The organism is Saccharothrix sp. DSM 118769, assembly GCF_052936295.1.
Window position 1 is genome coordinate 564021 of sequence record NZ_CP193627.1, and the last position, 26413, is coordinate 590433.

22 protein-coding genes are annotated in these 26413 nt (G+C 75.2%); 6 read left to right on the forward strand and 16 right to left on the reverse strand.

Going from position 1 to position 26413, the window contains the following annotated elements; all coding sequences use genetic code 11:
- Positions 1-10: 10 nt before the first annotated feature.
- From ACRAKJ_RS02760 to ACRAKJ_RS02780, 5 genes are all read right to left on the reverse strand, one after another.
- Positions 11-493 (reverse strand): hypothetical protein, encoded by a 483-nt coding sequence (locus tag ACRAKJ_RS02760; protein ID WP_438925555.1) that lies wholly within the window; start codon positions 491-493, stop codon positions 11-13.
- The gene (locus ACRAKJ_RS02765; RefSeq protein ID WP_438925554.1) at positions 490-3249 is read right to left on the reverse strand and encodes an FtsK/SpoIIIE domain-containing protein; all 2760 of its coding nucleotides are present in this window, start codon (positions 3247-3249) and stop codon (positions 490-492) included. Before ACRAKJ_RS02765 ends, ACRAKJ_RS02760 begins: the two co-directional genes overlap by 4 nt.
- A 1-nt stretch (position 3250) precedes the next feature.
- Complete coding sequence (locus ACRAKJ_RS02770) at positions 3251-3493, reverse strand: hypothetical protein (protein WP_438925553.1); 243 nt, start codon at positions 3491-3493, stop codon at positions 3251-3253.
- 10 nt (positions 3494-3503) lie between these two features.
- On the reverse strand, positions 3504-3764 hold the full coding sequence (locus ACRAKJ_RS02775) for a hypothetical protein (protein ID WP_438925552.1): 261 nt from the start codon (positions 3762-3764) through the stop codon (positions 3504-3506).
- A gap of 138 nt (positions 3765-3902) precedes the next feature.
- Positions 3903-4697 carry a hypothetical protein gene (locus ACRAKJ_RS02780; RefSeq protein ID WP_438925551.1) on the reverse strand — a complete coding sequence of 265 codons (795 nt, stop codon included), beginning with the start codon at positions 4695-4697 and terminating at the stop codon, positions 3903-3905.
- Between the two features lie 218 nt (positions 4698-4915).
- Between ACRAKJ_RS02780 and ACRAKJ_RS02785 the strand changes: the two genes are divergently transcribed.
- A complete protein-coding gene (locus ACRAKJ_RS02785; RefSeq protein WP_438925550.1) occupies positions 4916-5293 on the forward strand; it encodes a hypothetical protein in 378 nt (125 codons plus the stop codon).
- Between the two features lie 94 nt (positions 5294-5387).
- Here the strand turns inward: ACRAKJ_RS02785 and ACRAKJ_RS02790 are convergent, their stop codons facing one another.
- The 4 genes from ACRAKJ_RS02790 to ACRAKJ_RS02805 form a co-directional block, all read right to left on the reverse strand.
- Positions 5388-6173 (reverse strand): alpha/beta fold hydrolase, encoded by a 786-nt coding sequence (locus ACRAKJ_RS02790; RefSeq protein ID WP_438925549.1) that lies wholly within the window; start codon positions 6171-6173, stop codon positions 5388-5390.
- Positions 6174-6821, reverse strand: coding sequence for a DUF4232 domain-containing protein (locus ACRAKJ_RS02795; protein ID WP_438925548.1), 648 nt, complete (start codon positions 6819-6821; stop codon positions 6174-6176). It abuts the gene before it with no gap.
- A 98-nt stretch (positions 6822-6919) separates the two neighbouring features.
- On the reverse strand, positions 6920-7921 hold the full coding sequence (locus ACRAKJ_RS02800; RefSeq protein ID WP_447008864.1) for a gamma-glutamylcyclotransferase: 1002 nt from the start codon (positions 7919-7921) through the stop codon (positions 6920-6922).
- 133 nt (positions 7922-8054) lie between these two features.
- Positions 8055-8429, reverse strand: a complete 375-nt coding sequence (locus ACRAKJ_RS02805; protein ID WP_438925546.1) for a winged helix-turn-helix transcriptional regulator — start codon at positions 8427-8429, stop codon at positions 8055-8057.
- Positions 8430-8524: 95 nt separating this feature from the next.
- On the opposite strand from ACRAKJ_RS02805, the gene ACRAKJ_RS02810 reads away from it, so the two are divergent.
- Complete coding sequence (locus ACRAKJ_RS02810) at positions 8525-9319, forward strand: NAD(P)H-binding protein (RefSeq protein WP_438925545.1); 795 nt, start codon at positions 8525-8527, stop codon at positions 9317-9319.
- A 208-nt stretch (positions 9320-9527) separates the two neighbouring features.
- On the opposite strand, the gene ACRAKJ_RS02815 is transcribed toward ACRAKJ_RS02810, so the two are convergent.
- Positions 9528-10514 carry a LysR substrate-binding domain-containing protein gene (locus ACRAKJ_RS02815; RefSeq protein ID WP_438925544.1) on the reverse strand — a complete coding sequence of 329 codons (987 nt, stop codon included), beginning with the start codon at positions 10512-10514 and terminating at the stop codon, positions 9528-9530.
- A 218-nt stretch (positions 10515-10732) separates the two neighbouring features.
- Between ACRAKJ_RS02815 and ACRAKJ_RS02820 the strand changes: the two genes are divergently transcribed.
- The gene (locus ACRAKJ_RS02820; protein ID WP_438925543.1) at positions 10733-11158 is read left to right on the forward strand and encodes a nitroreductase family deazaflavin-dependent oxidoreductase; all 426 of its coding nucleotides are present in this window, start codon (positions 10733-10735) and stop codon (positions 11156-11158) included.
- 16 nt (positions 11159-11174) lie between these two features.
- Here the strand turns inward: ACRAKJ_RS02820 and ACRAKJ_RS02825 are convergent, their stop codons facing one another.
- A complete protein-coding gene (locus tag ACRAKJ_RS02825; protein ID WP_438925542.1) occupies positions 11175-11990 on the reverse strand; it encodes a PhzF family phenazine biosynthesis isomerase in 816 nt (271 codons plus the stop codon).
- A 76-nt stretch (positions 11991-12066) separates the two neighbouring features.
- On the opposite strand from ACRAKJ_RS02825, the gene ACRAKJ_RS02830 reads away from it, so the two are divergent.
- A complete protein-coding gene (locus tag ACRAKJ_RS02830) occupies positions 12067-12885 on the forward strand; it encodes a LysR substrate-binding domain-containing protein (RefSeq protein WP_438925541.1) in 819 nt (272 codons plus the stop codon).
- Between the two features lie 104 nt (positions 12886-12989).
- Here ACRAKJ_RS02830 and ACRAKJ_RS02835 read toward each other — a convergent pair whose 3' ends face one another.
- From ACRAKJ_RS02835 to ACRAKJ_RS02845, 3 genes are all read right to left on the reverse strand, one after another.
- The gene (locus ACRAKJ_RS02835) at positions 12990-14372 is read right to left on the reverse strand and encodes a GTPase domain-containing protein (RefSeq protein WP_447008865.1); all 1383 of its coding nucleotides are present in this window, start codon (positions 14370-14372) and stop codon (positions 12990-12992) included.
- On the reverse strand, positions 14369-16171 hold the full coding sequence (locus ACRAKJ_RS02840; RefSeq protein WP_438923100.1) for a dynamin family protein: 1803 nt from the start codon (positions 16169-16171) through the stop codon (positions 14369-14371). The genes ACRAKJ_RS02835 and ACRAKJ_RS02840 overlap by 4 nt, the downstream gene beginning before the upstream one ends.
- Positions 16172-16266: 95 nt before the next feature.
- Complete coding sequence (locus ACRAKJ_RS02845) at positions 16267-17184, reverse strand: IniB N-terminal domain-containing protein (RefSeq protein ID WP_438923099.1); 918 nt, start codon at positions 17182-17184, stop codon at positions 16267-16269.
- Positions 17185-17453: 269 nt separating this feature from the next.
- Between ACRAKJ_RS02845 and ACRAKJ_RS02850 the strand changes: the two genes are divergently transcribed.
- Together ACRAKJ_RS02850 and ACRAKJ_RS02855 are read left to right on the forward strand one after the other, a co-directional pair.
- A complete protein-coding gene (locus ACRAKJ_RS02850) occupies positions 17454-18773 on the forward strand; it encodes an Hsp70 family protein (RefSeq protein WP_438923098.1) in 1320 nt (439 codons plus the stop codon).
- A complete protein-coding gene (locus ACRAKJ_RS02855) occupies positions 18770-21139 on the forward strand; it encodes a LuxR C-terminal-related transcriptional regulator (RefSeq protein ID WP_438923097.1) in 2370 nt (789 codons plus the stop codon). The genes ACRAKJ_RS02850 and ACRAKJ_RS02855 overlap by 4 nt, the downstream gene beginning before the upstream one ends.
- Before the next feature lie 61 nt (positions 21140-21200).
- Here the strand turns inward: ACRAKJ_RS02855 and ACRAKJ_RS02860 are convergent, their stop codons facing one another.
- Together ACRAKJ_RS02860 and ACRAKJ_RS02865 are read right to left on the reverse strand one after the other, a co-directional pair.
- Positions 21201-21737 (reverse strand): DUF2165 domain-containing protein, encoded by a 537-nt coding sequence (locus ACRAKJ_RS02860; RefSeq protein WP_438923096.1) that lies wholly within the window; start codon positions 21735-21737, stop codon positions 21201-21203.
- Positions 21738-21905: 168 nt separating this feature from the next.
- A complete protein-coding gene (locus ACRAKJ_RS02865) occupies positions 21906-25967 on the reverse strand; it encodes an nSTAND1 domain-containing NTPase (protein WP_438923095.1) in 4062 nt (1353 codons plus the stop codon).
- Between the last annotated feature and the right edge of the window lie 446 nt (positions 25968-26413).

Consider the following 26413-nt stretch of genomic DNA (forward strand, 5'->3'; position numbering starts at 1 on the left):
CCCCGGCCCGTCAGGCGCCCTTGCGGCGCAGCAGGGTGCGCTTCTGGAGCGACTCCTCCAGCGCCTCGAACGCGCGGTCCATCGCCTCGTCGTACTCGTGCTGCGGGCGCGGCGGCACCGACTCGTCCGGCGCGGGCACCGGGGTCATCGTCATCCACCGCTCCTCCCAGAGCAGCTCGACGACGGCCTCCCAGTGCACCCGCACGACGGCGCGCACCAGCTTCTCCCGCTCGATGACCTCGACCACCCGCTCCTGGGACGCGGCCAGCCGGTCCAGCAGCTCGCGCGCCCGGACCCGGTCGTGGGCGCGCATCCGGTCGACCGACTCGCCGGCGAGGCCGATCAGCTCCTTGTACCGCTCCACCGCCGAGACCCCCGGGACCCCCGGGACCGCCTCGGCCCCGCCGCCCCCGGTGTGGCCGGGTTCCCCGTGGACCCGCTGCGCCGGTGCGTGGCCCCGCTGCGCCGGCACCGCGGACACGTGGCTGATCATGGTTCCTCCCGGGTGTCGAACGGGATGACGACCTCGGGCCGCGAGTGCTCGAACCGGTCGAAGAACAGCCCGCGCCGCGGTCGGGGCGACCACGACAGGACCGGCTCCGGCCCGAGCGACAGCAGCTCCTTGCCCTGGATGTCGAACGCCACCCACGCGCCGATGTCGTCGTAGGCGCCGGGCGACAGGCTGTTCTTCAACCGCTGCACGCCGCGCCACCACCCCAGCACGTGGGTGCGGTGCTCCGGCCCGTGCCGCAGCACGGTCCGCAGCCGGTCCACGCCCGACGTCCTGGTGTCGTCCTTGGTCTCCAACAGGGTGTGCGCGGCGTCCACGCCGTAAACCACCAGGTAGTGGGGGAGCGGCGGGGCGGGCGTCCGGTCGGTGGTCCGCGCCGCGATGCCCCCGGCCGTCTCGACGAGGAGGTCCTGCACGTCGTTGAGGTCCTTCAGGGACGCCTCGTGGCCCACGTCGTGCAGCTGCTTGCACAGCTCCTCGGCGAACGGCTTCGCGTCCTCGACCAGCCACACCACGCTGAACCGGGCGGCGCCGGGCTCGTGCTGGCGGGCCAGGGACAGCGCCGCGCCGTTCAGCACGGCCGCCGCCTCCTGGACGATCGAGCCGAGCACCGCGACGTTGCGGCCCGGCGTGCGGGCCAGGCGCACCTTGGCCGCGCTGCCCGCCACGTCGATGACCTGGCCCAGCAGCACGGTCGGGTTGCCGTCGCTCGGCCGCAGCGCCCGGAAGTCCGGCAGCGTGGCCAGCACGGGCACCTTGCTGCCGTCGAACAGGATCGGTTCGGCCAGGTCGGCCGGCCGGCGGCGGTGCAGCTCGCCCTGGAGGGCGTCGATCGTGCCCCGGGCGGTGGCGTCCGGGATGCGCGCCACCTCGTTGCCCGGCCGCACGCCCGACTCGTGGTTGACCACCGCGTGCCAGCGGGGCAGCTCCGCGGCGGCGTCGTTCAGGTCGGCCAGCACGCGGCGCGACTTGGGCAGCGCGATGCGCACGGTGAACTGCTCGAAGATCGCCGACCGGCCCCAGAACGCCTGGATGCTCGACACGTCCTGGCTCGACAGCACCAGGTGGATGCCCTGCGACCGGCCGCGCCGGGCCACGTCCTCCAGCAGCTGGGTGGCCTGGGCGGTGACCGGGTCGCGCTCGCCGAACATGTACTGGAACTCGTCGATCACGGCCACGATCCGCGGCCAGTGCCCGGCCGGGTCCTCCTCGCGCAGCTGCTCCAGCTTGGTGACCTCGTGCCGCTTCGCCGCGTCGGCCCGCCGGCGCATCTCGTCGGACAGGAACGCCAGCAGCGCCACGCCGAACTCGCGGTCGGTGTTGACGTTGACGCCGACCAGCCGGGCGTGCGGCAGCCACGTCGGGTCCTTGCGGCCCGGCGCGAACTGCGCGAACGACACGCCCTCCTTGAAGTCGAGCAGGTACAGCTCCAGCTCGTCGGGCGAGTACCGGGCGGCGAGGCTGCCCAGCATGGCGTAGAGGAAGTTCGTCTTGCCCGAGCCGCTGGGACCGCCGATCAGCGCGTGCGGCGAGGTGTCGCCCAGGCCCACCAGCACCGGTTCGCCGTCCTGGTGGCCGACGGGCGCGGCGACGCCGGCCGCCGAGGACTCGCGCCACAGCTGCTCGGGCAGCAGGTCGGCGAACGTGCTCTGCCGCGTGCGGCGCGCCTCCCGCTCGTCCGCGATGGCCGCGCAGGCCCGTGGCACGGCGGCGCGCGGGAACGGCGGGTCGAGCGCCACGGTGACGTGCTCGCCGGTCATCGTGCAGGTGGCGGTCTGGTCGGCGGCGACCACCACGGTCTCGATCGGCGAGTTCACCGTGATCGGGATGTCGACGATGACCAGCTCGACGCGCGCGGCGAGGCCGTTGCGGGCCACCCGCTGCAACTGCTGCTGGTGCTCCTCCCGCAGCGCCCGCCGGTTGCCGAACAGCACGGCCACCCGCCACGGCTCGGTGCGCCGCCCGCCCGCCGCCCGCACCGACTGGTGGCCCTCCACCAGCACGTCGGTGTGCACGCGGCGGATGTGGTCGGACAGCTCGTCGAGCAGCTCGTGCAGCCGGGACGGGTCGTGCACGGTCAGCAGGCCCGCCCTGGTCAGCGGGTACAGGCCGGGCAGCGAGCCGGTCAGCGCGTTGACGTCCCACACGTGGACGTGCACCAGGCCCGGCTGGAAGTGGCTGAGCACCCGCAGCAGCAGGTTCTCCACCAGCCCCTCGGCGGCGTGGCGGCTCTCGTGCGTGGACGAGACGTGCAGGTGCGCGTGGTCGAGCAGCGGGACCGCCACCGGGAACCGCCGGGGCTCCGGGGCGCTGCGCACCACGCCCGTGCCGACGCGCCACAGCTCCGGCACGGGCTCGCCGCCGTCCGCGTTGCCGGGCCGCCCCAGCCACGACTCGTGCGGCCACGACGCCGGGCCCTCGGCGACCGCGTCGACCAGGGCGGCCAGCTGGTCCGGGCCCTGCTCGGACCACTCGCGGAACGCCTCGACCCGGTCGACGAGCGCCCGCGCGAGCTGCTGGGAGAACAGCGGGTTCGCCAGCGCCCCGGCCAGCAGCGGGTCCTCCAGCGCCCGGTCGACGCCGTCGCCGCGCAGCATCACCTCGAACATGTCGCGGGCGCGCTCGTCGGCCAGGAGGCGGTGCTCGCGCGAGGCGTTGCCCAGCGCGGCGGCGACCGCCGCGCGGAACTCCTCGAAGGCGGCCTCGATCCTCCTGCGGCGCTCGTCACGCCTGCTCACGTCACAGCTCCCCGGACACTCGTTGGACCAGCTCGATGCTGCCGACGATCAGCTCCAGCTCGTCGGCGAACATCTCACCCGCCTTGGTGAACTCCGGCGGCACGAGGGACTCCGGGTGGTGGGCGCTCGCGGCGGACAGCAGGCCGACGGCCTCGTCCAGCGCGTCGCGCGCCTCCCGGACGCAGCGGTAGGCGTCGCGGAGGAACTCGCAGCTCTGGTCGAGCGCGACCCTGATCTCGCCCACCGTCGCCACGTCAGAGCCCTGAGTTGTAGCTCTCGGCCTGGTTGATACCGGCCCGGAGCTGGTTCTGGAGGTCGGTCACACCACCCGCGACCTCGGCGAAGTGCGCGTTGGCCTGCTCGACCTCGGACTGGCCGCTGCCCTGCGTGGTCTGGCTGAGCAGGGCCTGGGCGTCCTCGGCGAGGTCGGCGGCCTGTTGCAGGGCGTTGATGCTGTCGTTCGCCTTGCTGACGGCCTGGGCGATCGCCGTGCGAACTTCTTCGACGGTGGCCATGTCCGGTACCGACCCCTCCTGGGCGCTCGCTGGTGTTCCTATAGTTGAAAGTAGTACCTAAAGTTTCGTGTTTCACAAGCAAGATCGGCTGACCGGGTGGAATGGCAAATCCACTCGTTCGGTTCAGCGAAGTGGATCTCAGCCGGGCACCGTCCACACGAATGCCGATGCGGGCGTCGCTGTGAGTTCCAGGGCTGCGATCCCACTCGGTGGGACGGTTGTGGCTGACCAGCGCGTGGTCCCGGACTCGCCGACCCACTCCACGGACGTCCACCCCGAACGGCCCAGCGACGCGGCGGCGTCCTGTAGCGCGACCGTGGCCGAAGTAACTTTCAGACCAAGATCGATGTGCACGCTCTGCAGGTGCCCGAGAGGAGCCACTCGGGTGATCTTGCCATTCCCCGCGACCCGGCTCGCTACCGCCCGTGCCTGCCACTCGGCCCGCTCGGGGCGGTCGGTGTGCACGTCGACGCGCAGCAGCAGGCGGGTGCCCGTGCCCACCTCGGGCGCGGCCGGCTCCCCGGGCCCGTCCGGCACCTCCCCGCGGTGCGCCGGGTCGCCGCCGACCCACGCCTCCACCAGCAGCCGCTCCCCGCCCGGCAGCAGGCCGTCGAGCCGGTCCGGGTCGTCCAGCACCGTCCACGCCGTCGGCGGCTCGCACGCCACCCGCGGCACCGGCAGGTCGTCGCCCAGCAGCCGCACGAACGACCGCACGGCGCGGGCCAGCGCGGCGGCCACGTTCCGCGCCACCCGCTCGCCGCTCGGCCGGCTGATCGTCACCGACCAGCAGCCCGGCTCCTCGTCGGAGCAGTCGGTGGCCCGCACGACCCGCCCGCCCAGGCGCAGCAGGCCGGCGCAGGCGTCGCGCGCCTGCCGCTCGTCGTCGGCCGCCACCACCGCGGTGATCAGCAGCTCCAGGTCTTGTCCCACCATGTCGGGACGGAATTGTCCACGACACGGTCGGGGGGTGTCAGCGGCCCTTTGCCGTCACCCACAAGCAGTGCCCTTCGAGCACCCCTCGTGATGACCCCTGATCAGCGCGTTTTGGCGGGCTGAAACAGCGCATCACACGATGTGGTCGGCGGCGGGCGGTGGTGCGTCGCCGAGACGACGATGACTCGCGCATGGTCACAAACACTCAGGAGGTTCCCATGCGCACTGTCATCCGGTTCATCGCCGCGAGCGCGGTCTCGCTGCCGCTGCTGATCGGGGCCGCGGGCATCGCCTCGGCCGATCCCGGCACCCACACGGAGCACGAGAACTACACCGTGGCCGCCTCGTCGGAGGGCTCGTTCGTCCACGAGGTCGAGGCCGGTGCGTACGACGACGACGTGGCGTACTTCCACGAGGGCTTCGTGGGCGCCGGGTCCGAGGGCGCGGGCTACTACGAGGTGAGCGCGGTGTCCTACCCCGGTGGTGCGCACTACGAGGACGAGTACGCCTTCGCGGGTCCGCACGGCGCGGTCGTGGGCGGTGCGGAGAGCAGCGCCGACAGCGGTGACTGGGACGACGAGGGCTGGGACGACTGACCCGGTCCCGACCCGACCCCCGGCCCCGGGCGCGCGTCACGCCGCCCGGGGCCGGGGGTCACCCACCCGACCCGGGCGCCACCCGGCCCCGTGATCAGCCCAGGTCCAGCACCCGCCGGACGAACGCCACCACGTCGGCCAGCACCTCGGCCGAGTTGGTCTCGTTGAACACCTCGTGCCGGGCGCCGGGGTAGACGCGCTCCTCGAACAGCAGGCCGCGCAGGCGGTCGGTGCCGGTGCGGGTGTCCGCGAGCGGCACGAGGTCGTCGGCGTCGCCGTGCAGCCAGAGGGTCGGCAGGTCCTCCAGGGACGGGCCGTAGTTGACCTCGTCCAGGGCCCGTTCCAGGGCCTCCAGGGTCGGTCGCTTGAACGGGCCGTGCCAGACCAGGGGATCTGCGGCGTACCGCTTGCCGACCTCCGGGTCGCGGGACAGGGCGGCCGGGTCGATCGGCGTGTCCGGCACCTCCGCCGGGGACAGCATGTCGAGCCCCTGCCAGGTGCCCAGGACGGGCGCGGAGAGCACCAGGGCGGCCGGCGGGTGCAGCTGCGCGTACCGGGCGGCGACCAGGCCGCCCACCGAGTGCCCGACCAGCACGAGGGGCAGGTCGGACGCGGCCGAGTCGACCGCCGCGCCCACGTCGGCGACCAGGCCCTCGAAGTCGGTGATCAGCGCCCGTTCGCCGTCCGAGCCGCCGTGCCCGACGTGGTCGGCGGCCACCACCAGGGCGCCCGCCTCGACCAGGGCCTCCGCGACGTGCCCGTACCGGCCGCCGTGCTCGCCGTACCCGTGCACGAGCACGGCGAGCCAGGAGGCGTCCAGGTTGGGCCAGGTGCGGACGGCGAGTTCCCCGGCGTGACCGGGGACGTTGGACTGGATCACCTAGGCAGCGTAGAACGCGCTGATGACGATCCGACCGCCGGCGCACACCGGGCCGAAGTTCCAGGCCAGGCTCATCGGCTGGGTCTCGTCCGGCGGGATGGCCACCGCCTGGGTCGCCTCCGGCTCGCACGGCCGGTCGACCGGCTCGGCGTCGGTGGCCACGACGGTCCAGTGCAGGTTCGCCGCGGCCCGCGCCTTCGGCGGCAGGACCACCGGTGACGGCCCCGGGTCGGCGTCGCGCTCCAGGGCCGTCGGCACGGGCTGCCCGCCGGCGTCGAGCAGCTGGAGGCCGCTGTAGCCGTTGAGCGTGCACGGCGCCGTGCCGTTGTTGGTCACCACGAGCTTGGCGTAGCGGTTGCCGGTGGCCGCGTCGGTCGGCTGGACCTCGCCCGCGAGCACGGCCGCCGAGCAGCGGCCCGAGGCCGGGGCGGCGCTCGCCGCCGGCGAGGTCGGCGGCACGGGCGCTGCGCTGTCCGGTGCGGCGCTGTCCGGTGCGGAGCTGCCGGGTGCGGCGCCCGAGGACGTCGCCACCACGATGCCCGACTGGTCGGCCGCCGGTCGGGCCTCGCCGCCGCTGCCGCCGCCGCACGCGGACAGCACGACCGCGAGGGCGCCGAACGCCGCGCTCGCCGCGAGTGGTCGCCTCATGTCCACCTCCTGGTCCGGTGAGTGGTCCTCACTGGGAGGACGTACCCAGCGGGCAGGTGGTTGGGTCGGTCTGCCAACAATTCACCGTATTGGGCGTGTCACGCGTTGCTCCCCACCCAACCGTCGGGCAGCTCGGGCATGTCGCCCAGCTCGGCCGTCCACAGGTAGGTCCAGCACACCAGGCCGTCGGGGAGCGTGACGCGCACGCGGGTGTACTCGTCGCCCTCGTACTCGTCGAGCACCGGCAGGGCGTCCTCGGGGTGCTCCAGCCGCAGCACGTGGCCGGGCACGCCGGGACCGGCGTCGTCCACGGCGCGGGGGCGCAGGGCGGGGTAGCCGCGACCGGTGTCGTGCAGCGTGCCGGGCAGGCGGGCGGGCACCGGGTCGCCGCTGGTCAGCGGTTCCACGAGGGGCCACGCGGCCATGCCGGGCCGGAGCGTGCCGTAGGTGAAGAGGCGGTCGGGCCAGTCGTCGGGGGACGGGTCGCCGTGCACGGGCACCACGTCCAGGCCGTCGGTCGCGGCGGGCCACCCGCCCAGCCGCGCCGCGCCGGCCTGGTCCACGTCGGCGCAGCGCACCGGCCGCCCGTTGACCAGCAGCGGCATCCGCCTCGACCCGGCGCCGGTGTAGGCGAGCACGGAGTCGACGACGCCGCCGTCGAACAGGGTCACGCGGCCGGTGCGCACGCGCACGAGGCGGTAGCGCAGCCCCCGGCCCTCGCAGCGGTCGAGCACCCGGAGCTGCTCCGCGGTGGCGAACCACACCGCGTGCTCCTCCTCGACGCCCGGCACCGCGGCGAGCGTCGCCGGCCGCTGCCCGTCGACCTTGCGCAGCCCGGCCGCCCAGACGGCGGCGAGCCCCTCGCAGCGGGCGCGCAGGACGACCGCCGGGCCGGTCAGGCCGAGTTCCTCGCGCAGCCAGGTCACCTTGGCGGGGTTGGCGTTGGAGCCGTAGGCGAGCACCGGCATCCGGCCCGCCAGCGGCGGTTCGCCGTGCCCGGCCAGCCACTCGTCGAGGTCCCGGCCGTCCGGGGCCACGCGCCACCCGGAGTCGGCGCCCCGGTCGGGGGTGACCGGCCAGCCGGCGCCGTCGAGGTGCACGAAGCAGTGTCCCGGCCGAGCGCCCGGATAGGGCTCGGCCGGGTGACTATCGTCCGTGAAGGGCTGCGTCATGAATCCCATTCTGGCAAGGCCCACCTGGAATTCACCCGTTGTCGCGTTCGGTTGAGCGCTGTCACACGCTCCCGTCCCGCCGCGCGTCGTAGGCGCGCTGGGCCGCCACCAGCTCCGGCAGGTTCTCCTCGATCCACCCGAACAACCCCCTGATCCGCTCCGCGACGTGGGTACCCGCGGGGGTGAGCGAGTAGTCCACGCGCGGGGGGATCACGGGGTGGACCTCGCGGTGCACCAGCCCGTCCCGCTCCAGCGCCTGCAACGTCTGGGCCAGCATCTTCTCGCTCACCCCGGCCACCGCGCGGCGCAGCTCGCCGAAGCGCAGCGTGCCGTCCAGCAACTTGCCCAGCACCAGGCTGCCCCACTGGCTCGTGGCGTGGCCGACGATCAGGCGGGACGGGCAGTTGCGGTCGTAGACATCACCATCCGGCTTCACGACGACGACGCTACCTGCGAGCTTTCCCAAACGTAAGTACCGTACGGAGAAGTGGGTACTGCCGAAAAGTTAGTGTCCTGCCTACCGTCGTCGCCATGACGATCCTGATCACCGGCGCGACCGGCCACCTCGGCTCCCTGATCCTCCGGCACACCCTCGACCGCGTGCCGGCCGGCGAGGTCGTGGCGTCGGCGCGCGACCCGCGCGAGGTGGACGTCCCCGGCGTGGAGGTCCGGCCGGGCGACTTCGCGGGCGACCTGTCGGCGACGTTCGCGGGCGTCGACCGGCTCGTGCTGGTCTCCGCCGACGGCCCCGAGCGGCTCGACCTGCACCGGGCGGCGGTGCGGGCGGCGGTGGACGCGGGCGTGCGGCACGTCTTCTACACGTCGGTCACCGACGCCGACACCTCGCCGCTGGCGCTGGCCGCCGACCACGCCGCCACCGAGCGGCTCCTCCGCGACAGCGGCCTCGCGTTCACGTTCCTGCGCAACGGCATGTACCACGAGAACTACCTGAACCCGGGCCCCGTCGTGACCGCCGCGGGCGACGGGCGGATCGCCTCGGCGTCCCGGGACGACCTGGCGCTGGCCGCCGCCGTCGCGGTCACCACCGACGGCCACGAGGGCGTCGTGCACGAGCTGACCGGGCCGCGCGCGTGGAGCTTCGACGAGCTGGCCGCGCTGCGCGGCACCACGCACACCCCGGTCACCGCCGAGGAGCGCGTGGCGGGCCTCACGGGCTTCGGCCTGCCGCCCTTCGTGGCCGAGCTGCTCACCGACATCGAGGTCTGCATCGGCCGCGGCGCGCTCGCCGGGGTGCGGCCCGACCTGGAGAAGCTGATCGGCCGCGCGCCCACGACCATCGAGGACGCGGTGCGCGCCGCCGCGTGACCGGGGGAGGGGGAGGTGGAGGGGCGTGGGAGAGCACCCCTCCACCCGGTGCCGGCACGGCCCGGGGGCCGGCGGCTGGCTCTCGCGCGGGGTCGTCGCACCACCGTGGCAGCGGGTGGCCCGGCCGCACGAGGGTGCGAACCGGCGAACCGCGTCTCGAAAACCCGCCTGGGCGCGGGCGGAACGGCTGGTACCGGCGGTCCGGGGGTCAGTCGAGCGCCAGGGCCGCGTCGATCTCGCGGTGCGCCTCGGGGTGCTCCGCCCACCACTTCGCGTAGCCCGGGTTGCGGGGCAGCAGCGCCCGGTAGGCCCGCGCGGCGGCGGCGAACACGTCGTGCGCCCGCCCGGCGGCCGGTCCCTCGCGCCGCGTGGCGAGCATCAGGTCCACCATCAGCGGCGCGCCGCGCAGGGGCCGCACGAGGATGCCGTCGCCGCCGCGCGACTGCGGCAGGGCGAACGACACCGCGCCGTTGGCGACCAGGCCGCGCGCGGTGCCCGCCTCGTTCACGTGGTGCGTGAACCGGGGCGTGAACCCGGCCGCCGCGCACACCGCGGAGACCTGGATGCGGTTGCCGACCAGCTCGTCCGGCCGGCACACCCAGTCGCGGTCGGCGAGCTGCGCCAGGTCCACCTCGTCCTGCTCGCCCAGCGGGTCCCACTCCGGCAGCGCCACGAACTGCGGCTCGCTGACCAGCCGCCGCACCTCCAGGCCGCGCAGCTCCCGGCGTTCCATCCCCTCGAACCGGTCGAGCACGCCGAGGTGCACCTGACCGGACACCAGCATCTCCAGCAGGTCCGAGGCGCCCGGCGTGATCTCGGTGCGCACCTCCGAGCAGGGGACCGCGCGGCGCAGCTCCTCCACGAAGTGCCCGAAGAACAGCGTGGGCACGCCGCCGACGAGCAGGGGGCCGCCGGGCGCGCCGCCGCGGGCGCTCTCGCGGGCCAGCGACACCAGCTGGTCGACCTCGTCCAGCACCAGCCGCGCCGTGCCGACGACCTGCCTGCCGAGGTCCGTCGGCGACGACCCGCCGGGCGTGCGGTCGAACAGCCGTCCGCCGACGATCCGCTCCACCGTCCGCAGCTGGGCGCTCATCGCGGGCTGCGTGAGGCCCAGGCGGGTCGCCGCCTTCGTGAGGCTGCCCTCGTCGGCGATCGCGCAGACCGCCCTGAGGTGGCGCAGTTCGAGCTCGGGCATAACGCCCTTCTATCCCCCTTTCGCATGACCCGCCAGCCCCCGTGCCGGTCATAGTGGGCGGAGGGCCCGTGCGACGGCCCGTGACGGAGGAGAACAGATGAAGCTCGCCTGCCAGATCTACTGAGGGCCGCTCCGCCCCGCCGAGGGCCGCGCCACCGGGGTCGGGCGGCCCCCGAACCGTTCGGCGGGGCCCGCCCGACCTCGGTAGCGTCGGGGGCATGTCAGTAGTGGACAGCCCCGTCGACTGGGTCAACGAGCACATCCGGCGGTACGTCGAGACGAACGGCGCCGAGGGCCACGAGTGGCGCCCCGGCGTCTTCACCCTCCTCCTCACCACGACCGGCCGGAAGTCCGGCGTGCCGCGCCGCACCGCGCTGATCTACCAGCCGCACGGCGACGCGTACGTGGTGGTCGCCTCCTCCGGCGGCGCGCCCGACCACCCGGCCTGGTTCAAGAACATCGCCGAGGACGACGCGGTCGAGGTCCAGGTCGCGGCGGACGTGTTCCGCGCGCGGGCCCGGGTGGCGACCCCGGAGGAGCGGCCCGGGTTGTGGGCGCTCATGACCGAGGTGTGGCCGGCCTACGACGAGTACGCGACCAAGACCGACCGCGAGATCCCCCTCGTGGTGCTGGAACGGGTGTAGCCCCCCTCGGCCGCCCTCAGATCCGGACGGCCGCGCCGGTCACGGTGATCCGCGGGTCGTCCGGCGAGACGTGGACGGTGAGCGTGCTCGGCCGGCCCATGTCCACGCCCTGGTGCACGGTCAGCACCCGCGGCGCGGTCACCAGGCCGAGCGCGCGCAGGTAGCCGCCGAACGCCGCGGCCGCCGCCCCCGTGGCGGGGTCCTCGACGACGCCGCCCACCGGGAACGGGTCGCGCGCGTCGAAGGTGTCGTCGTCGCGCTGGTGCACCAGGTGCGCGGTGACCGCGTCGTTCGCGCGGAGCAGGTCGCCCAGCGCGTCGAAGTCGTAGTCGAGCGCGGCCAGCCGGGCCCGGTCGCGCACCGCGAGCACGAGGTGCCGCGCGCCGCCGGACGCCCAGTGCGCCGGGTAGCGCGGGTCGAGGTCGGCGGCGTCCCAGCCCAGGGCCGCGAGCGCGGCGGCGACGTCCGCGCCGGGCGCGGGCGCGGAGGACGTGGGGACGCTGGTCAGGCTCGCCGTGCGGCCGTCGGTGGTGATCTCCACCAGCCCGGCCGGCGTGTGGAACCGCAGCGTGCCCGTGCGGCCGAGGGCGACGGCGGTGGCGACCGTCGCGTGCCCGCAGAACGGGATCTCCACCAGTGGGCTGAAGTAGCGGACGTCGTAGTCGCCGTCGGTGTCGCGGGGGACGGCGAAGGCGGTCTCGGAGTAGCCGACCTCGGCGGCGATCCGCAGCATGGCGGCGTCGTCGAGGCCGGTGGCGTCGAGCACCACACCGGCGGGGTTGCCGCCCTCGGGGTCGGTCGTGAAGGCGGTGTAGCGGAGGACCTCGGTCATGGGCCGAGCATCCATCACGTCCCCTCATCGAGTCCAACGATTCCCAGCGATGGTGTCCATCGCTATTCTCGATTCGGTGGACACCCGTCTCCTGCGCACCCTCCTGGTGCTCGCGCGCACGAGCAGCTTCACCGCCACGGCGGCCGAGCTGCACCTCGTGCAATCCACGGTGACCAGCCAGGTCAAGGCCCTGGAGCGGCACCTCGGCGCGCGGCTGTTCGACCGGCTGCCCACCGGCGCCCGGCTCACCGAGGCCGGTCGGCAGGCCGTCGAGCACGCGCGGGAGGTGCTGACCGCCGAGCAGCGGCTGCGGGACGCGGTGCGCGGCGGCACCGCCGTCGAGGGGGACGTGCGGATAGCGGCGCCGGAGTCCGTGTGCGCGTACCGCCTGCCGCAGCGGGTGGCCGACGTGGCGCTGCGGTACCCGGGCATCACCGTGCACCTGTCGCCCGCCGGCACCAGGCAGGCGATCGCCGGCGTGCGCAACGGCACGCTCGACCTCGCGCTGGTGCTGGAGGACGCGGTCGTCGCGCCGGGGCTGAGGGTGACGGCGGTGGGCGTGGAGCCGATCGAGCTGGTGTGCGCGCCCGGTGTCGTGCTCGACGAGCGGTACTTCCTGCTGGAGGAGGGCTGCTCGTACAGCGACCGGTTCGTGCGCGAGCTGTCGGCGACGTCGAGCATCACCCGGTTCGGCAGCATCGAGGCCGTGCGGTCGTGCGTGGTCGCGGGCCTGGGCTGGGCCGTGCTGCCGCGCGTGGCGGTGGCCGAGCAGCTCGACGCGGGCACCCTCCACCGCGCCCGGGACCTGCCCGACAGCACCCTCTTCCTGGTCACCGACCCGCGCCGGACCCCGACCGCCGCAGTCCAGGCCGTGGCCGCCGCCGCCACCGCCTGACCCGACCGCAGAACTCACGGGTCCCGGACGTACGACTCTCGGGGCCCGGGTGTTGGACTCTCGCGAGAGTCCAACACCCGGGTCGGGTGAGTTCTGCGTTCGGGTCAGGGGAGGGTGGTCAGCATGGCCTCGCAGGTCCTGACGACCACGGCGGCGGCCTGGCGCTGGGCGTGGTCCAGGGTCGGGTCGGCGGTGTGGTCGCGCCAGCGGTTGAGGGTGTCGAGGACGACGTGGCGCAGTTCGGCGGCGGTGGGCTCGTACTCCATGCCCAGGCGGGTCGGCAGGTCGGTGCCGAGGCCGCCGACCAGGCGGGACGCCTCGGCCTCCAGGGACTCGGGCAGGCGGGTGCGGCCACCCTGGAGGGCGGCCAGCAGGCGCAGCTCGCGGAAGTCGTGGGCCGAGGCGAGGACGCGTTCCGCGGCGGCGGCCAGGGCGGCCGAGCCGGGCCGGGGCTCGGCCCGCAGCACGACGTCCAGGCCGAGCAGCGCGGACCGCGCCTTGAGCACGTCGCGCCGCTCGGTGAAGTACACGCCGATCGAGTCGCGCAGCTCGCCCAGGCCGCTGCGCTGCACGAGCTGACCGGTCAACTTGACCTGCGTGTCGAACCCCTGGCGGATCAACGTGGTGGTCAGCCGCACGCCGAACACGCCGAACCGGTCGACCAGGCCGCGCCGCACGGCCGGGTCCAGCCGCACGGGGAAGTCGTCGCCCACGAACCGGTCCGCGGACAGCAGGTGGTCCTCCAGCTCGGTGCGGGCCAGCGACGCCAGCGCCGACAGCGCGGCGAACTCCTCGGGGCGGGTGGTGCGCCCGGCGACCGCGAGCAGCCCGGCGACCGCGACCACGTTCTGGCACAGCGGTTTCACGGCCGCCTCGCGCCGGTAGCGGCGGGCGATCTGCTTGGCCGAGGACAGCGCGTCGATCCGGCCGCCGCCGATCTCGTCGGCGCGGGCCAGCACCAGCACGGTGTTCACCGGCGCGGCCCGCGCCACCGGGTGGTCGTGCGCGGTGCGCAGGAACCGCACGTCGTCGGTGTGCAGGTGCCGGGTCAGGTACAGCACGGCGTCGGCCTCGCCGTACACCTGCTCGACGGGCGCGCCGCCGGGCGTGTCGATCAGGGTGACGTCCCGCAGCGACCGCGACGGCCACTCGACCACGACCCGCTCGGCGTCCGGCGCGTCGACGAACGCCCGCCCGTCGCGCCGCACGACGGGCACCTCGTGCTGCCCGGCCCACGCCCGCGGCTGCTGCCCGTCGTGGTACCAGGTGGTCGCCCCGGTGGACGCGAACTCCTCGCCGATCAGCGCCCCGACCACGGTCGACTTGCCGGACCGCGGTGCGCCCGCCACCGCCACCCGCACCGGCTCGGTGAACCGCTGCCGGTGCCCGCGCAGCCACGCCACCGCGCGCGGGCTGTCCCGGTACAGGGCCAGCGCGTCCTCCAGCAGCGCCCACACCTCGTCGGCGAGCGAGACGGCACCGGTCACGCGCTGATCCCCAGCGGCGGGGCCTGGCCGCCCGCCAGCGCCTGCACGCGCTGGTAGAGCGTCACCAGGGCGTCCAGCTCGCGCTTGGCCTCGCGGTTGCGGCGCTCGCGCTCCGACGTGTCGTCCTGCACGGCGCGGCGCGCGCTGCGGGCCGACTCCAGCAGCGTCTCCTGCATCTCCTCGGCCAGCCGGGAGAAGTGGTTGCGCAGGTTGCGCTGCACGAGCCGGGTCGCGTCGCGGCAGTCCTTGCCGAACTTGATGAAGAAGTCGTCGACGTGCCGGGCGGCGGCGGCCTTGGCGGCGGCCTGGCGGCGGCGCAGCCGCTGGTCGCCCTCGTCCAGGATCGACTTCCCGCCGAACAGCGCGCCCGCGCCCAGCGAGATCGCGTTGATCAGCGGCATCCCGGCGAGGCTGGTGGCGAGGCCGAACATCAGCACGCCGCCGTAGGACCCCTTCAGGCCGGTGAACGCCTTCTGCGCCAGGCTGAACTCCTCGATCAGCGGCTTGTCCATCGGCGACACGCGGTCGAGCACGTCGTCCGGGAACAGCGACCCGGGCAGCAGGTCGTCGCGCGGCACGGGGAAGCTCTTGGCGACCTTCCCGGCCACCCACTCGGAGCGCTCCAGCAGCCAGGCGAAGTTCGCGGTGGCGGCCTCGGTGAGGTTGTCCTCCAGCCACTCCTCGAACTTCTCCCAGCCGAGCGACGGGTCGGCGGTCTCGAACGTCCGCTCGACCTCGCGCAGGATGCGCCGGGTCCGGTCGCGCAGGTCGTGCTCGACGTCCGAGAGCAGGTCGGCCATCTCGTCGGCCAGCACGGTCTGCCAGCGCGCGGACCGGCGGCGCAGCTCGTCGATGCGGCGCTGAGCCTCGTTCAGCGCGGCCAGGGTGTCCTCGGCGCGGCGCGAGCCCTGCGCGGACAGCTCCTCGCGGACCGGGGTGACGAGCTGCTTGATCGCGGACGCGGCGGTGACCGCGACGGACCGGCGGGCCAGCACGTCGGCGGCGGCCACGATGTCCTGCTGCACGCACGCCAGCAGCTCGGGGAACCCGGACTCGGCGTTGAGCGCCTTGTCGCCGGTCTTGGCGGCGCGCAGCCGCAGCGCGGCGGACACCGGGACGAGCTTCACGGCCACGCCCGCGCGGGCCAGGTGCGCCCGGTTGCGCTCCGCGACCCGTCGCCAGTGCGGCGTGATGTCGATCTTGGTCAGCACCACGGTGACGTTCGGGCACGACGTCATGACCTGCCTGAGCAGCTCCACCTCGGAGCTGGTCAGCTCGGCCGTCGCGTCGGACACCATGAGCACCGCGTCGGCCTGGAGCAGGGCGGCGAACGTGCTGGCGGTGTGCGCGGGCCGCAGGTCGCCGACGCCCGGCGTGTCGATCAGCACGAGGCCGGAGCCGAGCAGGGCGCGCGGGATGCCGACCTCGGCGCGCACCACGTCGCCGCCGAGGCCCCGGGCGGCGCTGCCCAGCTCGTCCAGCGGCACGGGGATGCGCTCGGTGGGGGTGTTCGCGATGGTCGCGCCCCGCACGAGCGCCGCGGACGGCGTCTCCGCGTGCTGCACGAACGTGGGCACGGCGGTCGTGTCGTCGTCGCCGACCGCGCACACCGGGGCGTTCACCATCGCGTTGACCAGCTGGCTCTTGCCCTGCTTGGGCTCGCCCAGGACGAGCACCCGGAGCTTCGGGTCCAGCTGGCGGGCGCGCTTCTCGCGCAACCGTTCGGCCAGGTCGGGCCGGTTGTGCGCGGCGCAAGCCCGGATCGTGTCGTCGAGCACGTCGAGCCAGGGCGCGGACATCACCCGGAAGAGTGTGCCGCCACTCGGGGGCGGAGCGAAAGCGAGGGCCGGCCCCGTCCCTCGGACGGAGCCGGCCCCCGGGTCCCGGATCGGCGTCAGAACAGCAGGTCGTCCACGCCGAGCGAGTCCACGACCGGCAGGTCGAGCCCGCCGACCGCGCCGTGGACCGTGCCGGTGACGTTGCTCACCACGTCCTCGACACCGGTCGTGTGCGCGACGGCACCCACCGTGTCGTGGACGGCGGTCAGCGGGGCGTCGCCGTCGAAGGAGTGGTGCTGCCCCAGGCCCTGGAAGGAGGCGTCCAGGTCGAGGGTGTCGTGCAGGCCGCTCGTGGGCAGCGAGCTGGTGAGGCCACCGGTCACGTCGCCGACCACGCCGTGCAGCGTGTCGAGCGAGCCGAACGCGGTGCTGGTCAGGCTGTCCGCGCCGGGCAGCGAGCCGGTGACCCCACCCGCGGTGGCGACGGCGCCGTCGAGGCCGCCGGTCGCCGTGGAGGTCAGGTCGGCGACCTGACCGTGAGCGGTGTGCAGCGTGCCGTCCAGGGTGCCGGTCACGTCGTTCACCGCGGAGAAGTCGCCCTGCACCGTCAGCTCGGCCGAGCCCGAGGCGTCGAGCAGGTCCCAGCTGGACACGCCGCCGAAGACGGTGAGGCCGTCGGCGTCCGCGCTGAGGGTGCCCGCCACGGCGGCCTTGACGTCACCGGCGCCGGTCGCGCCCGACAGCGCGATCTGGTCGGTGACGGCCTTGAGCCGGAAGATGGCGCCCGCGTGCCCGGCGTCGGCCAGGTCCAGCGGCAGGTCCTCCAGCAGCGGGCCGTCGAGAGCGGGCAGGCTCCCGGTCGGCACGTAGTCGAGGACCAGCGGGATGACTTCCTGCACGTCCAGGGCACTGATGTCGCCCAGGCCCGCCTTCGCCAGGGTGCCCGCCGCGTCGGCCTGGAAGTCGGCCAGCGCGGTCGGGTCGCTCAGCAGGTCGAGGACGAAGTCGTGCAGCGTGGTGGGGCTGGTGCCCATGTCTCTGTGCTCCAGGTCGGGGTGACGGGCGTCGGGGTGCGAGCGCCGGGTGCGGGCGTCGGGGTGGCGACCGCGGGGAGCGCGGGCCGGCAGGGGGAGCCCGGCGCCGGGGACGACGCTACGACCGGGGGGATCACCGGCCATCGGGGATTACTCCCAGTAGATACCGCATCCACGATGGGGTGATAGTCGTTCACTCCCTAGGGGATTAGGGGATGCGGTTGTGACCTCCTCGTGATCCCTGTAGGTGTTGCTCTTATCCCGATCGGGTGAGCAGAGGAGGCTCCGAGTTGCCGTACGTCCTCGGGGTCGACGTGGGCACGACGCGCACCGCGGCGGCCGTGTGCAGGTTGACCGGAGCCGGGCGGGCCGAACCCGAGCCGGTGGGCCTGGGCGGTCCGGGCGGCGGCGTGGCCTCGGTCCTCCAGCTCACCCCGCGGGGCGCGTTCGCCGTCGGCGAGCCGGGCGACCCGCGCTGCACCGCCACCGGGTTCGCCCGCCGGGTCGGCGACACCGTGCCCGTGGTCCTCGGCGGTGAGCCGTGCACGCCCGAGGAGCTGACCGCGCTGCTGGTCCGCTGGGTGGTCGACCAGGTCGCGGCCCGCGAGGGCGAACCGCCCGAGCACGTCGTGCTCGCCCACCCCGTCGGGTGGGGCCCGCACGCCAGGGGGCTCGCGCACCGGGCCCTGCGGGCGCTCGGCGTGGACGCCTCCCTGGTCCCCGAACCGGTCGCCGCCGCGCACAACCACGCGTTCGCCGGGCCGCGCGCCGGCGGGCCGGACGCGTTCCCGCACGGCCCGACCCCGCTGGGCGTGTTCAGCCTGGGCAGCCACGGTTCCGCCGCCGCCGTCGTGGGCCGGGACTTCGAGCTGGTGGCCGCGCTCGACGGCGTCGAGCAGCCCGCCGGCGCCGATTTCGACGACGCCGTGTTCGCGCACGTCCGGGCCTCCCTCGGGCGCGAGCTGGACGAGCTGGACGCCGACGACCCGCGCACCCGCGGCCTGTTCGCCCGGCTGCGGCGCGACTGCGAGGCGGCCAAGCGGCTGCTGTCCGGCACGGTGGAGACGTCGATCCCCGTGCACCTGCCGTCCGGGCGGGTCGACGTGCCGCTGACCCGGGCCCGGTTCGAGGAGCTGGTCCGGCCCGCGGTGGAGCAGGCCGCGGCGGCGTACGCGCGGCTCGTGGCGGGCGCCGGCGGCGTCGGGACGACCGTGCTGGTCGGCGGCAGCGCCCGCATCCCGCTGGTCGCGGCGGCCGTGCCGGGCCGGGTCGTGCTGGAGGCCGCCCCGGAGACCTCGGTGGTCAAGGGCGCGGCGCTGGCGGCCCGGCGGCTCGTCGTCGGCCCCGAGGTGGAGCCCGAACCCCTCGAGACGTCGGTGATGGTGCGGGACGACGACCCGCTGCTGCGCTTCCCCGTGGGCGGCCCGGACGCGGCGGACGCGGACGTCGCCGCGCCGCCACCGCCCCGCCCACCCGTCGACATCACGCCGCTGGACCTGCCGGAACGCCGCACGGTGAAGCGCGTCGTGCGCGCCCTCGCGGCCACCGGCGGCCGGCGTCGTGCCCGTGACCACGAGGACGGTCGTTGAGCCAGATCATGATCGCGCACCCGGTGTTGTCCGAGCAGGTCTCGGGGGTGCTGGACGCCGTCGCGGCCGGCGCGGCCCCCTGCCTGGGGATCGTCGCGCCCGGCGGGTACGGCAAGACGACCGTGCTGCGGGAGGTGGTGCGGGCGTGCGAGGACGCCGGCCTGGCGGTCACCGCCGCGGACGACGCCCACCTGCTGCCCGACGCCGAGCTGCTCGCCCTGCGCGCCCGCGTGGAGCGCGGTGACGACGCGGTGGTCGTGGCCTACCGGCCGTGGCCCCGGTCGCGGGCGCTGTCCGCGCTGGCCGAGTCGCTCGGCCGGGTCCGGCCCGCGCTGGCGCTGGAACCGCTCACCCGCGACCAGGTGCGGGGCGTGCTGCCCGCGCCGGCCCGCGGGTTCGCCGACTTCGTGCACCGGCAGACCGGGGGCGTGCCGCGGTTCGTGCGGCGCTTCGCCGGGATCACCGCGCCCGAGGTCACGCCGGAGGTCGTGGCGTCCTTCCGGGCCGACCTGGACTGGCTCGACGCCGACGTGCAGAAGTTCCTGCTGGCCGCCGAGGCGGGCGCGGCGCTGCGGCTCGACCTGCTCGGCGGGCTGCTCGGCGGCGACGTGGACGCGGTCGGCGACGTGATCGAGGCGGGCCGCGCCACCGGGCTGCTCGCGCCCGACGGCACGCTGCTGCCGGTCGCCCGGCTGGCCGTGGCCGCGCTGAGCCGCACCGACCGGCGCATCGCCGTGCGGCAGCGGCTCGCGGAGCTCCAGCTGCGCTCCGGCGGGCCGGTGCTGGAGCTGGTGCGGCCCCTGCTCGGGGTGGCCGGGCCGGAGATGGGCGCGGCGTTCCAGGCGGCGGCGGCCGAGGCGCTGCCGACCGACCCCGCGCTGGCCGCCCGGCTGCTCGCCGCCGTCGGCTCGCCGTCCGCGGAGGTGGCCGTGCGGCGCGCGGTGGCCTCCGCGATGGCGGGCGACCTCGACGCCGCGCTGCGGCTCGCCGACCAGGTCATCTCGTCCGACCCGGCGCACCGGGGCCCGGCGGCCGAGGTCGCGGCCATCGCCCTGGCCCACCGCGGCCAGCTGGCCCGCGCCACGGAGCTGCACCGCTGGTCGCCCAGCTCGACGTCCACCGCGTTCGCGGTGATCGGCGAGGTCGGCACGGGCCGGCTGCCGGCCGAACCCCTGCCGGTCGCGCCGCCCACGATGCTCGACGGCGGCGCGTCGCTGATGGCGCAGGGCGTCGTGGAGTCCGTCACCGGGGCCACCACCACCGCGCTGTCCACGCTGGTCCGCGCGGCCGGGCTGCTGGAACCGGCGGGGCGCGCCGTGCTGCTGCCGGACTCGCCCGCCGCGCTGGCCGCGCTCGTCGCGCTGCACGGCGGCGAGCTGCCGGTCGCCGAGTCCGTGCTGGACCGGGCGGTGGCCACCTCGCTCGGCGGCGCGCTGATGGGCGTGCGGCACCGGCTGCTGCGGGCGTGGGTGGCGATGCTGCGCGGCAACCTGACCCAGGCCAGGGAGACCCTGGTGGCGCTGCGCAAGGCCGGTCGCCCGCTGGAGCCGCGCGACTGGGTCTTCGCGGTGGCGCTGGAGGTCGGCATCGCCCGGCGCAACAGCGACCTCGCCACGCTGCGGCGCACGTGGGAGCAGGCGTGCGAGGCCGTGCTGCGGCACCCGGTGGACCTGTTCACGTTCCTGCCGCTCGGCGAGTTCGCGGCGGCGGCGGCCCGGATGCGCGACCAGCACCGGCTGGCGCCGCACCTGGCCGAGGCCCGGCGGCTGCTGCACGCGCTCGGCGACCCGCCGCTGTGGGGCGTGCCGCTGCACTGGAGCGCGCTGCACGCCGCCGTCACCGCCGAGGAGACGCCCGCCGCCGAGGAGCACGCCGCGTCGCTGGCCGCGGTCAAGGACCGCAGCCGCTACGCCGGGGTGGTGTCGTCGGCGGCGGACAGCTGGCTCGACGTCCTCGCGGGCCGGGTCGACGCCGACCGGGTCGAGGACGCGGCGCGCGGCCTGCACGCGGTCGGCCACTGGTGGGACGCGGCCCGGCTGGCCGGGCAGGCGGCGATCCGCACGTCCGACCGGGCGGCGATGGTGCGGCTGCTGGACTGCGCCCGCCTGCTCCAGGGCCGCCCGGCCGGCGGCACGACCCGCGCCAAGGCCCCCGAGCCGGTGGTCGAGCACGACGGCGGCAAGCTGAGCGACCGCGAGCGCGAGGTGGCCGAGCTGGTCGTGCGGGGCATGACCTACAAGCAGGTCGGCGACCGGCTGTTCATCTCGGCGAAGACCGTCGAGCACCACGTGGCCCGCATCCGGCAGCGCCTGGGCTGCGGGAGCCGGGCGGAGCTGCTGGACCAGCTCCGCCAGATCGTCGGCTGACCCCGCGGGTCCCGCCCCGGTCGTGCCCGGGTCGGTCGTGCCCCGGTCAGTCGTGCCCCGGTCAGTCGTGCCCGGGTCGGTCGTGCGGCGTGCGGGCGCGGTCGTCCGGGGCGGTCCGGGCCGAGTGCAGCAGGACCAGGCCGAGGCCGGCGACCACGAAGTTCTGGAACGCCGGGGCCAGGCCGTTCCAGTCCTTCGACTGCCACATCACGAACCACTCGCCGCCGATCGCGATGAAGCCCGCGCCGAACAGCAGCGCCTGCATCACCCAGCCCGTCGACGACAGCTGCCGGGCCACCGCGTCCCGCCGGCGCAGCCACATCACCAGCGCGGCCACCATCACCAGGGCGACCACCACCTCCCACGCGATGATCAGCACGTAGGCGATGGTGACGAGGGTCGGGCTGGTGATGGCGCGCCACGACGTCCTGGGCGAGCCGAACGTGGTGTCCATGGCGAACACGTGCTGCACGAACGCGTGGTTGGTCTCGTAGTCGGTGATGTTCCCGAACGCGACGAGGACCATGTAGAGCGCGGTGACGCCGGTCAAGGCCGCGATCGCCGCCCGGGGGCTCCCCACCCTGGAAAGAAGACGCATGTCCGGCAACCTAGTCACAACCCGGGGGAAGTCCACGAAAACCGGTGCCCGCCGGCGGGCTTCCGTGCGGTCCGGCCCCGCGCGGGTTCGGGGTCCCCGCCGGCAGCGGGCCGACCGGGGCGGTCAGGTGCGGGGCAGTCGGGGGGCCGGGCGTCGGGGGGCCGGCCGTCAGGGGCAGGGCGGCTCGTAGTCCAGCTGCGGCAGGTGCTCGCGCCACTCGTCCTCCGGCAGCACCCCCTGCGTCGTCGCGCAGATCCGGTCCTCCGCGTGCCCCGGGTCCAGGTCCCAGACCCGGATCGTGCTGTCCGTGCTGCTGGAGCCCAGCCGCGTGCCGTCCGGGAAGAACTCCAGGTCGCGCAGCGCGCCGTCGTGCCCGGTCACCGTCTCGCCCAGCGGCGCGGGCCGCAGCGGGGTGCGCACGTCCCACAGCCGGATCGTGCGGTCGCCGCCGCCGGAGGCGAGGGTCCGCCCGTCCGGGCTGAACTCGACCGCCACCACGCTCTCCACGTGCCCGGTGATCGGCGACCCGATCTGCCGCACCCGGTTCGGCGCGCTCAGGTCCCACAGCCGGATCGAGCTGTCGTCCCCGGCGGTCACCAGCGTCCGGCCGTCCGGGCTGATGTCGCCCGCGCGCACCGCGCCCGAGTGCCCGGTCAGCGGCTGCCCCAGCGGCTGCGCGCCGGCCGGGTCGGCGGTGCTCCACAGCCGCACGGTCTGGTCCGCGCCCGCCGTGACCAGCGTCCGGTCGTCCGGCGTGAACCCGGCGTAGTAGACGTACCCCTCGTGCCCGACGAGGGGTTGCCCGAGCCGCACCGGGTGCTCCCGGTCGGCGATGTCCCACAGCTGCACGGTCTCGTCGTCGTGCCCGGTGAGCAGCACCCGGCCGCTGTGGCTGAACGCCACCGGCGAGCTGTACCGGGTGCCCGGCTCGATCGACCCGCCCAGCGGTCGCGGCGCCGCCGGGTCGGCGAGGTCCCACAGCCGCACGACCTTGTCGCTCACGGTGGCGAGCGTGCGGCCGTCGTCGCTGAGCGCCGTCGCCCACACCGGCGCGCCGTGGTCCGCGCTCCAGACCGGGACCGGCCCGCCCGCCGCGGTCGTGTCCCACACCCGCACCAGCCGGTCCTCGCCCGCCGACACCAGGTGCCGCCCGCCGGGCAGGACGAGGGGCCCGGTGGTGCGCGCCGCGTGGCCCACGAGCACGTCCCGCGGCAGGGACCACAACCGCACCGCGGCGTCGTTGCCGCCGGTGGCCAGGGTGAGCCCGTCCGGGCTGAACGACACCGCGTACACGGGGCCGCTGCGGCTGCTCAGGGGCCGGCCGAGCTGGAGCGGGTGCGTCGGGTCGGTGACGTTCCACAGCCGGGTCGTGCCGTCGTGGCTGGCCGAGGCCAGCACCCGCCCGTCCGGGCTGAACGCCACCGACCACACGCCGCTGGTGTGCTCGGTCATCGGCCTGCCCAGCGAGCGCGGCACCGCCGGTTCGGCCACGTCGTACAGCCGCACGGACCAGTCCTCGCTGCCCGCCGCCAGCACCCGCCCGTCCGGGCTGAACGCGAGCGAGCGCACGATCCCGTCGAACCCGGTGATCGTCCCGCCGAGCTGCCTCGGTCGCGCCGGGTCGCGCACGTCGAAGATCACCGCGGTCCGGTCGTCGCCGCCGGTGGCCAGCAGCGAGCCGTCCGGGCTGAACGCCACCGAGCGCACCTGCCCGGTGTGCCCGCCCAGGGGGTCGCCGAGCCGCGCCGGCCGCGCCGGGTCGGTCACGTCCCACAGCCGGGCCGTGTGGTCGGCGTTCGCCGTGACCAGCGTCCGCGAGTCCGGCGTGAACGCGAGCAGGTAGACCGTGCCGTTCCCGCCCGCCAGCGGCTGCCCCAGCGAGCGCGGGTTCGCCGGGTCGGTCACGTCCCACAGCCGCACGGTCGCGTCGTCGCCCGCGGTGGCCAGCGTGCGGCCGTCGGGGGAGAACACCGCCGAGGTCACCCAGCTGCGGTGGCCGACCAGGGGCGAGCCGAGGGGTTTCGGGTGGTCCGGGTCCCGCAGGTCCCACAGCCGCACGGTGTCGTCGTAGCTGGCCGACGCCAGCGTCCTGCCGTCCGGGGAGAACGAGGTCAGGTAGACCGCGCCGGTGTGGCCCTCCAGCGGGGCGGACAGCGGCGAGCCCTGCGTGGACAGCAGCCGCGTGCGCACGTCCGGGTCGTCCGGGCGCATCCGGTGCGCCACCAGGTCGAGCTGCGCGGACAGCGACGGGTCGCTCTCCCGCAGCCGGTCGGCCTCGGCGACGACCTGCCGGAACACCGCGTCGTCGCGCTGCCGCACGGCCAGCACGGCGGCGGTGCCCGCGATGACCGCGAGCACGACGACGCACGCCACCGCCGCCCGCCTGGCCCACGCGGCGCGCCTGCGGTGCTGCGTCGAGACGGCCAGGAAGTCCTGCGCGGTGCCGGTCAGGCCCTCCGGCCCGGCCGCGTCCGCCCAGTGCCGCGCCGTCTCCAGCCGCGCGCCCCGGTACAGCAGCGACGAGTCGCGGTCCTGGGCCGCCCACGTCGCCGCGTCCTCCTCCAGCCGCTGGCGCAGCAGCTGGCCCTCGCGGTCCTGGTCGATCCAGCTGCGCAGCCGGGGCCACGCCTGGAGCAGCGCCTCGTGCGTGATCTCCACCGAGCCGGCGTCCAGCGTCACGAGCCGGGCGCGGGCCAGCACCTCCAGCGCCTCCTCGCCGGCCGCCCGGTCCGCGGCCTGGTCGACCAGCTCGTGCCGGGTGGAGCGGCGGCGCGTGTCCTGGGTGTCCTCGCCGACGCGGACCAGCCGCAGCAGCAGCGGGCGCGCCGCCAGCTGCGCGCCCGGCGCGAGGTCCGCCCACGCCCGTTCCGCGGTGGCCGCCACCGCGCCCTGGATGCCGCCCGCCGCCCGGTAGCCCGCGATGGTGAGCTTCCCCGACTGCCGCCGCTGCCACGTCGCCAGCAGCGCGTGCGACAGCAGCGGCAGCGCGCCCGCGTCGTAGGCGCCCTGGCCGCCGCGGGTCTGCGCCCGCCCGCTGCGCACGCCCAGGTCGCGCAGCATCAGCTCGACCAGGCCGGGTTCCAGCTGGAGCCCGGCGGCCTTCGCCGGCCGGGACACGGCCTCGCGCAGCTCCGCCGACGTCATCGGGCCGAGCACCATCTGCCGGTCCTGGAGGGCGTCGGCCAGCTCCGGGAACGCCAGGCACCGGCCGTAGAAGTCGGCCCGCACGCCCACCAGCACCAGCGCGGGGGGCGTGCCGCCGGGGGTCGCGGGCGTGCACGCCACGGTGAGCGCCTGCACCAGCACCTGCACCCGGAGCTCGTCCCGGGACAGCGTGAACGCCTCCTCGAACTGGTCGACCACCACCACGACCCGGTCGGCGCCGTGCCGCGCCGCGTACGCCGCGAAGGCCGCCCGGATCTGCGCGGCGAACCGCAGCACGCCCATCAGCGCCTGCCCGAGGTAGGTGTCCACCCCGCCCTGGCCGAACGCGGGCACCTCGGCGTCCATGCCCTCCAGGCCGATCGCCACGTCCAGCACGCCGGTCAGCTCCGGCACCGCGCGGACCAGCTCCTCCACCGGGTCCGCGCCGGGCGTGACGACGACCGTCGGCCATTTCTCGGAATTCGGCACCGCGAGCGCGCCGTCGCGGATGGCCGGTATCACGCCGGCGCGCACCACGGACGATTTCCCGGCGCCCGAAGCGCCGACCAGCATCACTATTCCGCCGGTTTCCGCGGCGCTCCCCAATCGGGACACGAGAGCGGCCGTGCTGCGTTCCCGGCCGAAGAACCAGTTCGAGTCCTCCGCCTGGAAAGCGGCCAGTCCCCGATAGGGGCAGACGCCGATTTCCCCGGAACTGGGCGGCTCCTCGTCCGCGCCCGTCGACACCGGGCTCGCCAGCGCCTCCTCCCACAGCGCGCGCCACGCGTCCAGGTCGTACAACCCGGCCACGGGGGGCTGCGGGCGGGCCTTGCGGGCCTCGCCGATGAGGACTTCCAGGACTACCGAGAGTGCCGAGAACCGGGCCGGGACGTTGCGCCCGCGCCGCCAGTCGCTGACCCGCTGGGCGGTCGCCCGGACCGGTCTGCCGCGCTCGTCGGTGCGCCGGGCGCGGGTCGCGGACTCGGTCACCCGCTTCAGCGGGGGGTCGCCCGCCTCGGCGTAGAGCAGCGCGAACCGCTCGGCGAAGACGGTGCGGGGACCCGACCCCTGACCGGAACCAGCCATCCGCGGCGTGCCTCCTCGGGTCCGGTCTTCCGGACCGGAAAACCAGGTGTGAGCGCGTGAACAGGTCGTTCGTGGACCGGTGGTGCTCCAGGAAGTCCACCCTAACGACTTGTGCTGACAAGCTGTCGAAGACGTTCCGGTGGCGTCGTCGAGTTGTGCGGAGGGACCGGTCCAAGTGGTTTCGCAGACAACCAACGGAAGTGGCGGCAGATTCCCCGCTGAGGGGTCCTGGGGGTCTTCTCAGCGGACGGCGCCGAACGCGCCGGGTCGGTGGAACGGTTCAGCGACCTGTCGTGCCGACCTCGACCGCGGCTGACCCGATCGGCGTCGCGCCGGTCACGGCCCGTGAGGACCGGGATGTCACCGGTGGAGCACGGGTCCGCCCGATCCCGCGGACCGTCCTCGACGGCCACCGGCGGGATCGGGCCGGGGCGGGGCCGGCGCCG

Bases quoted from the DNA above. Each gene is read 5' to 3' on its own strand.
- ACRAKJ_RS02785 (WP_438925550.1), top strand. From the start codon at position 4,916: ATGCGCACTGTCATCCGGTTCATCGCCGCGAGCGCGGTCTCGCTGCCG.
- ACRAKJ_RS02795 (WP_438925548.1), bottom strand. From the start codon at position 6,821: ATGAGGCGACCACTCGCGGCGAGCGCGGCGTTCGGCGCCCTCGCGGTC.
- ACRAKJ_RS02760 (WP_438925555.1), bottom strand. From the start codon at position 493: ATGATCAGCCACGTGTCCGCGGTGCCGGCGCAGCGGGGCCACGCACCG.
- ACRAKJ_RS02815 (WP_438925544.1), bottom strand. From the start codon at position 10,514: ATGCCCGAGCTCGAACTGCGCCACCTCAGGGCGGTCTGCGCGATCGCC.
- ACRAKJ_RS02820 (WP_438925543.1), top strand. From the start codon at position 10,733: ATGTCAGTAGTGGACAGCCCCGTCGACTGGGTCAACGAGCACATCCGG.
- ACRAKJ_RS02780 (WP_438925551.1), bottom strand. From the start codon at position 4,697: ATGGTGGGACAAGACCTGGAGCTGCTGATCACCGCGGTGGTGGCGGCC.
- ACRAKJ_RS02845 (WP_438923099.1), bottom strand. From the start codon at position 17,184: ATGGGCACCAGCCCCACCACGCTGCACGACTTCGTCCTCGACCTGCTG.
- ACRAKJ_RS02825 (WP_438925542.1), bottom strand. From the start codon at position 11,990: ATGACCGAGGTCCTCCGCTACACCGCCTTCACGACCGACCCCGAGGGC.
- ACRAKJ_RS02860 (WP_438923096.1), bottom strand. From the start codon at position 21,737: ATGCGTCTTCTTTCCAGGGTGGGGAGCCCCCGGGCGGCGATCGCGGCC.
- ACRAKJ_RS02810 (WP_438925545.1), top strand. From the start codon at position 8,525: ATGACGATCCTGATCACCGGCGCGACCGGCCACCTCGGCTCCCTGATC.
- ACRAKJ_RS02775 (WP_438925552.1), bottom strand. From the start codon at position 3,764: ATGGCCACCGTCGAAGAAGTTCGCACGGCGATCGCCCAGGCCGTCAGC.
- ACRAKJ_RS02865 (WP_438923095.1), bottom strand. From the start codon at position 25,967: ATGGCTGGTTCCGGTCAGGGGTCGGGTCCCCGCACCGTCTTCGCCGAG.
- ACRAKJ_RS02840 (WP_438923100.1), bottom strand. From the start codon at position 16,171: ATGTCCGCGCCCTGGCTCGACGTGCTCGACGACACGATCCGGGCTTGC.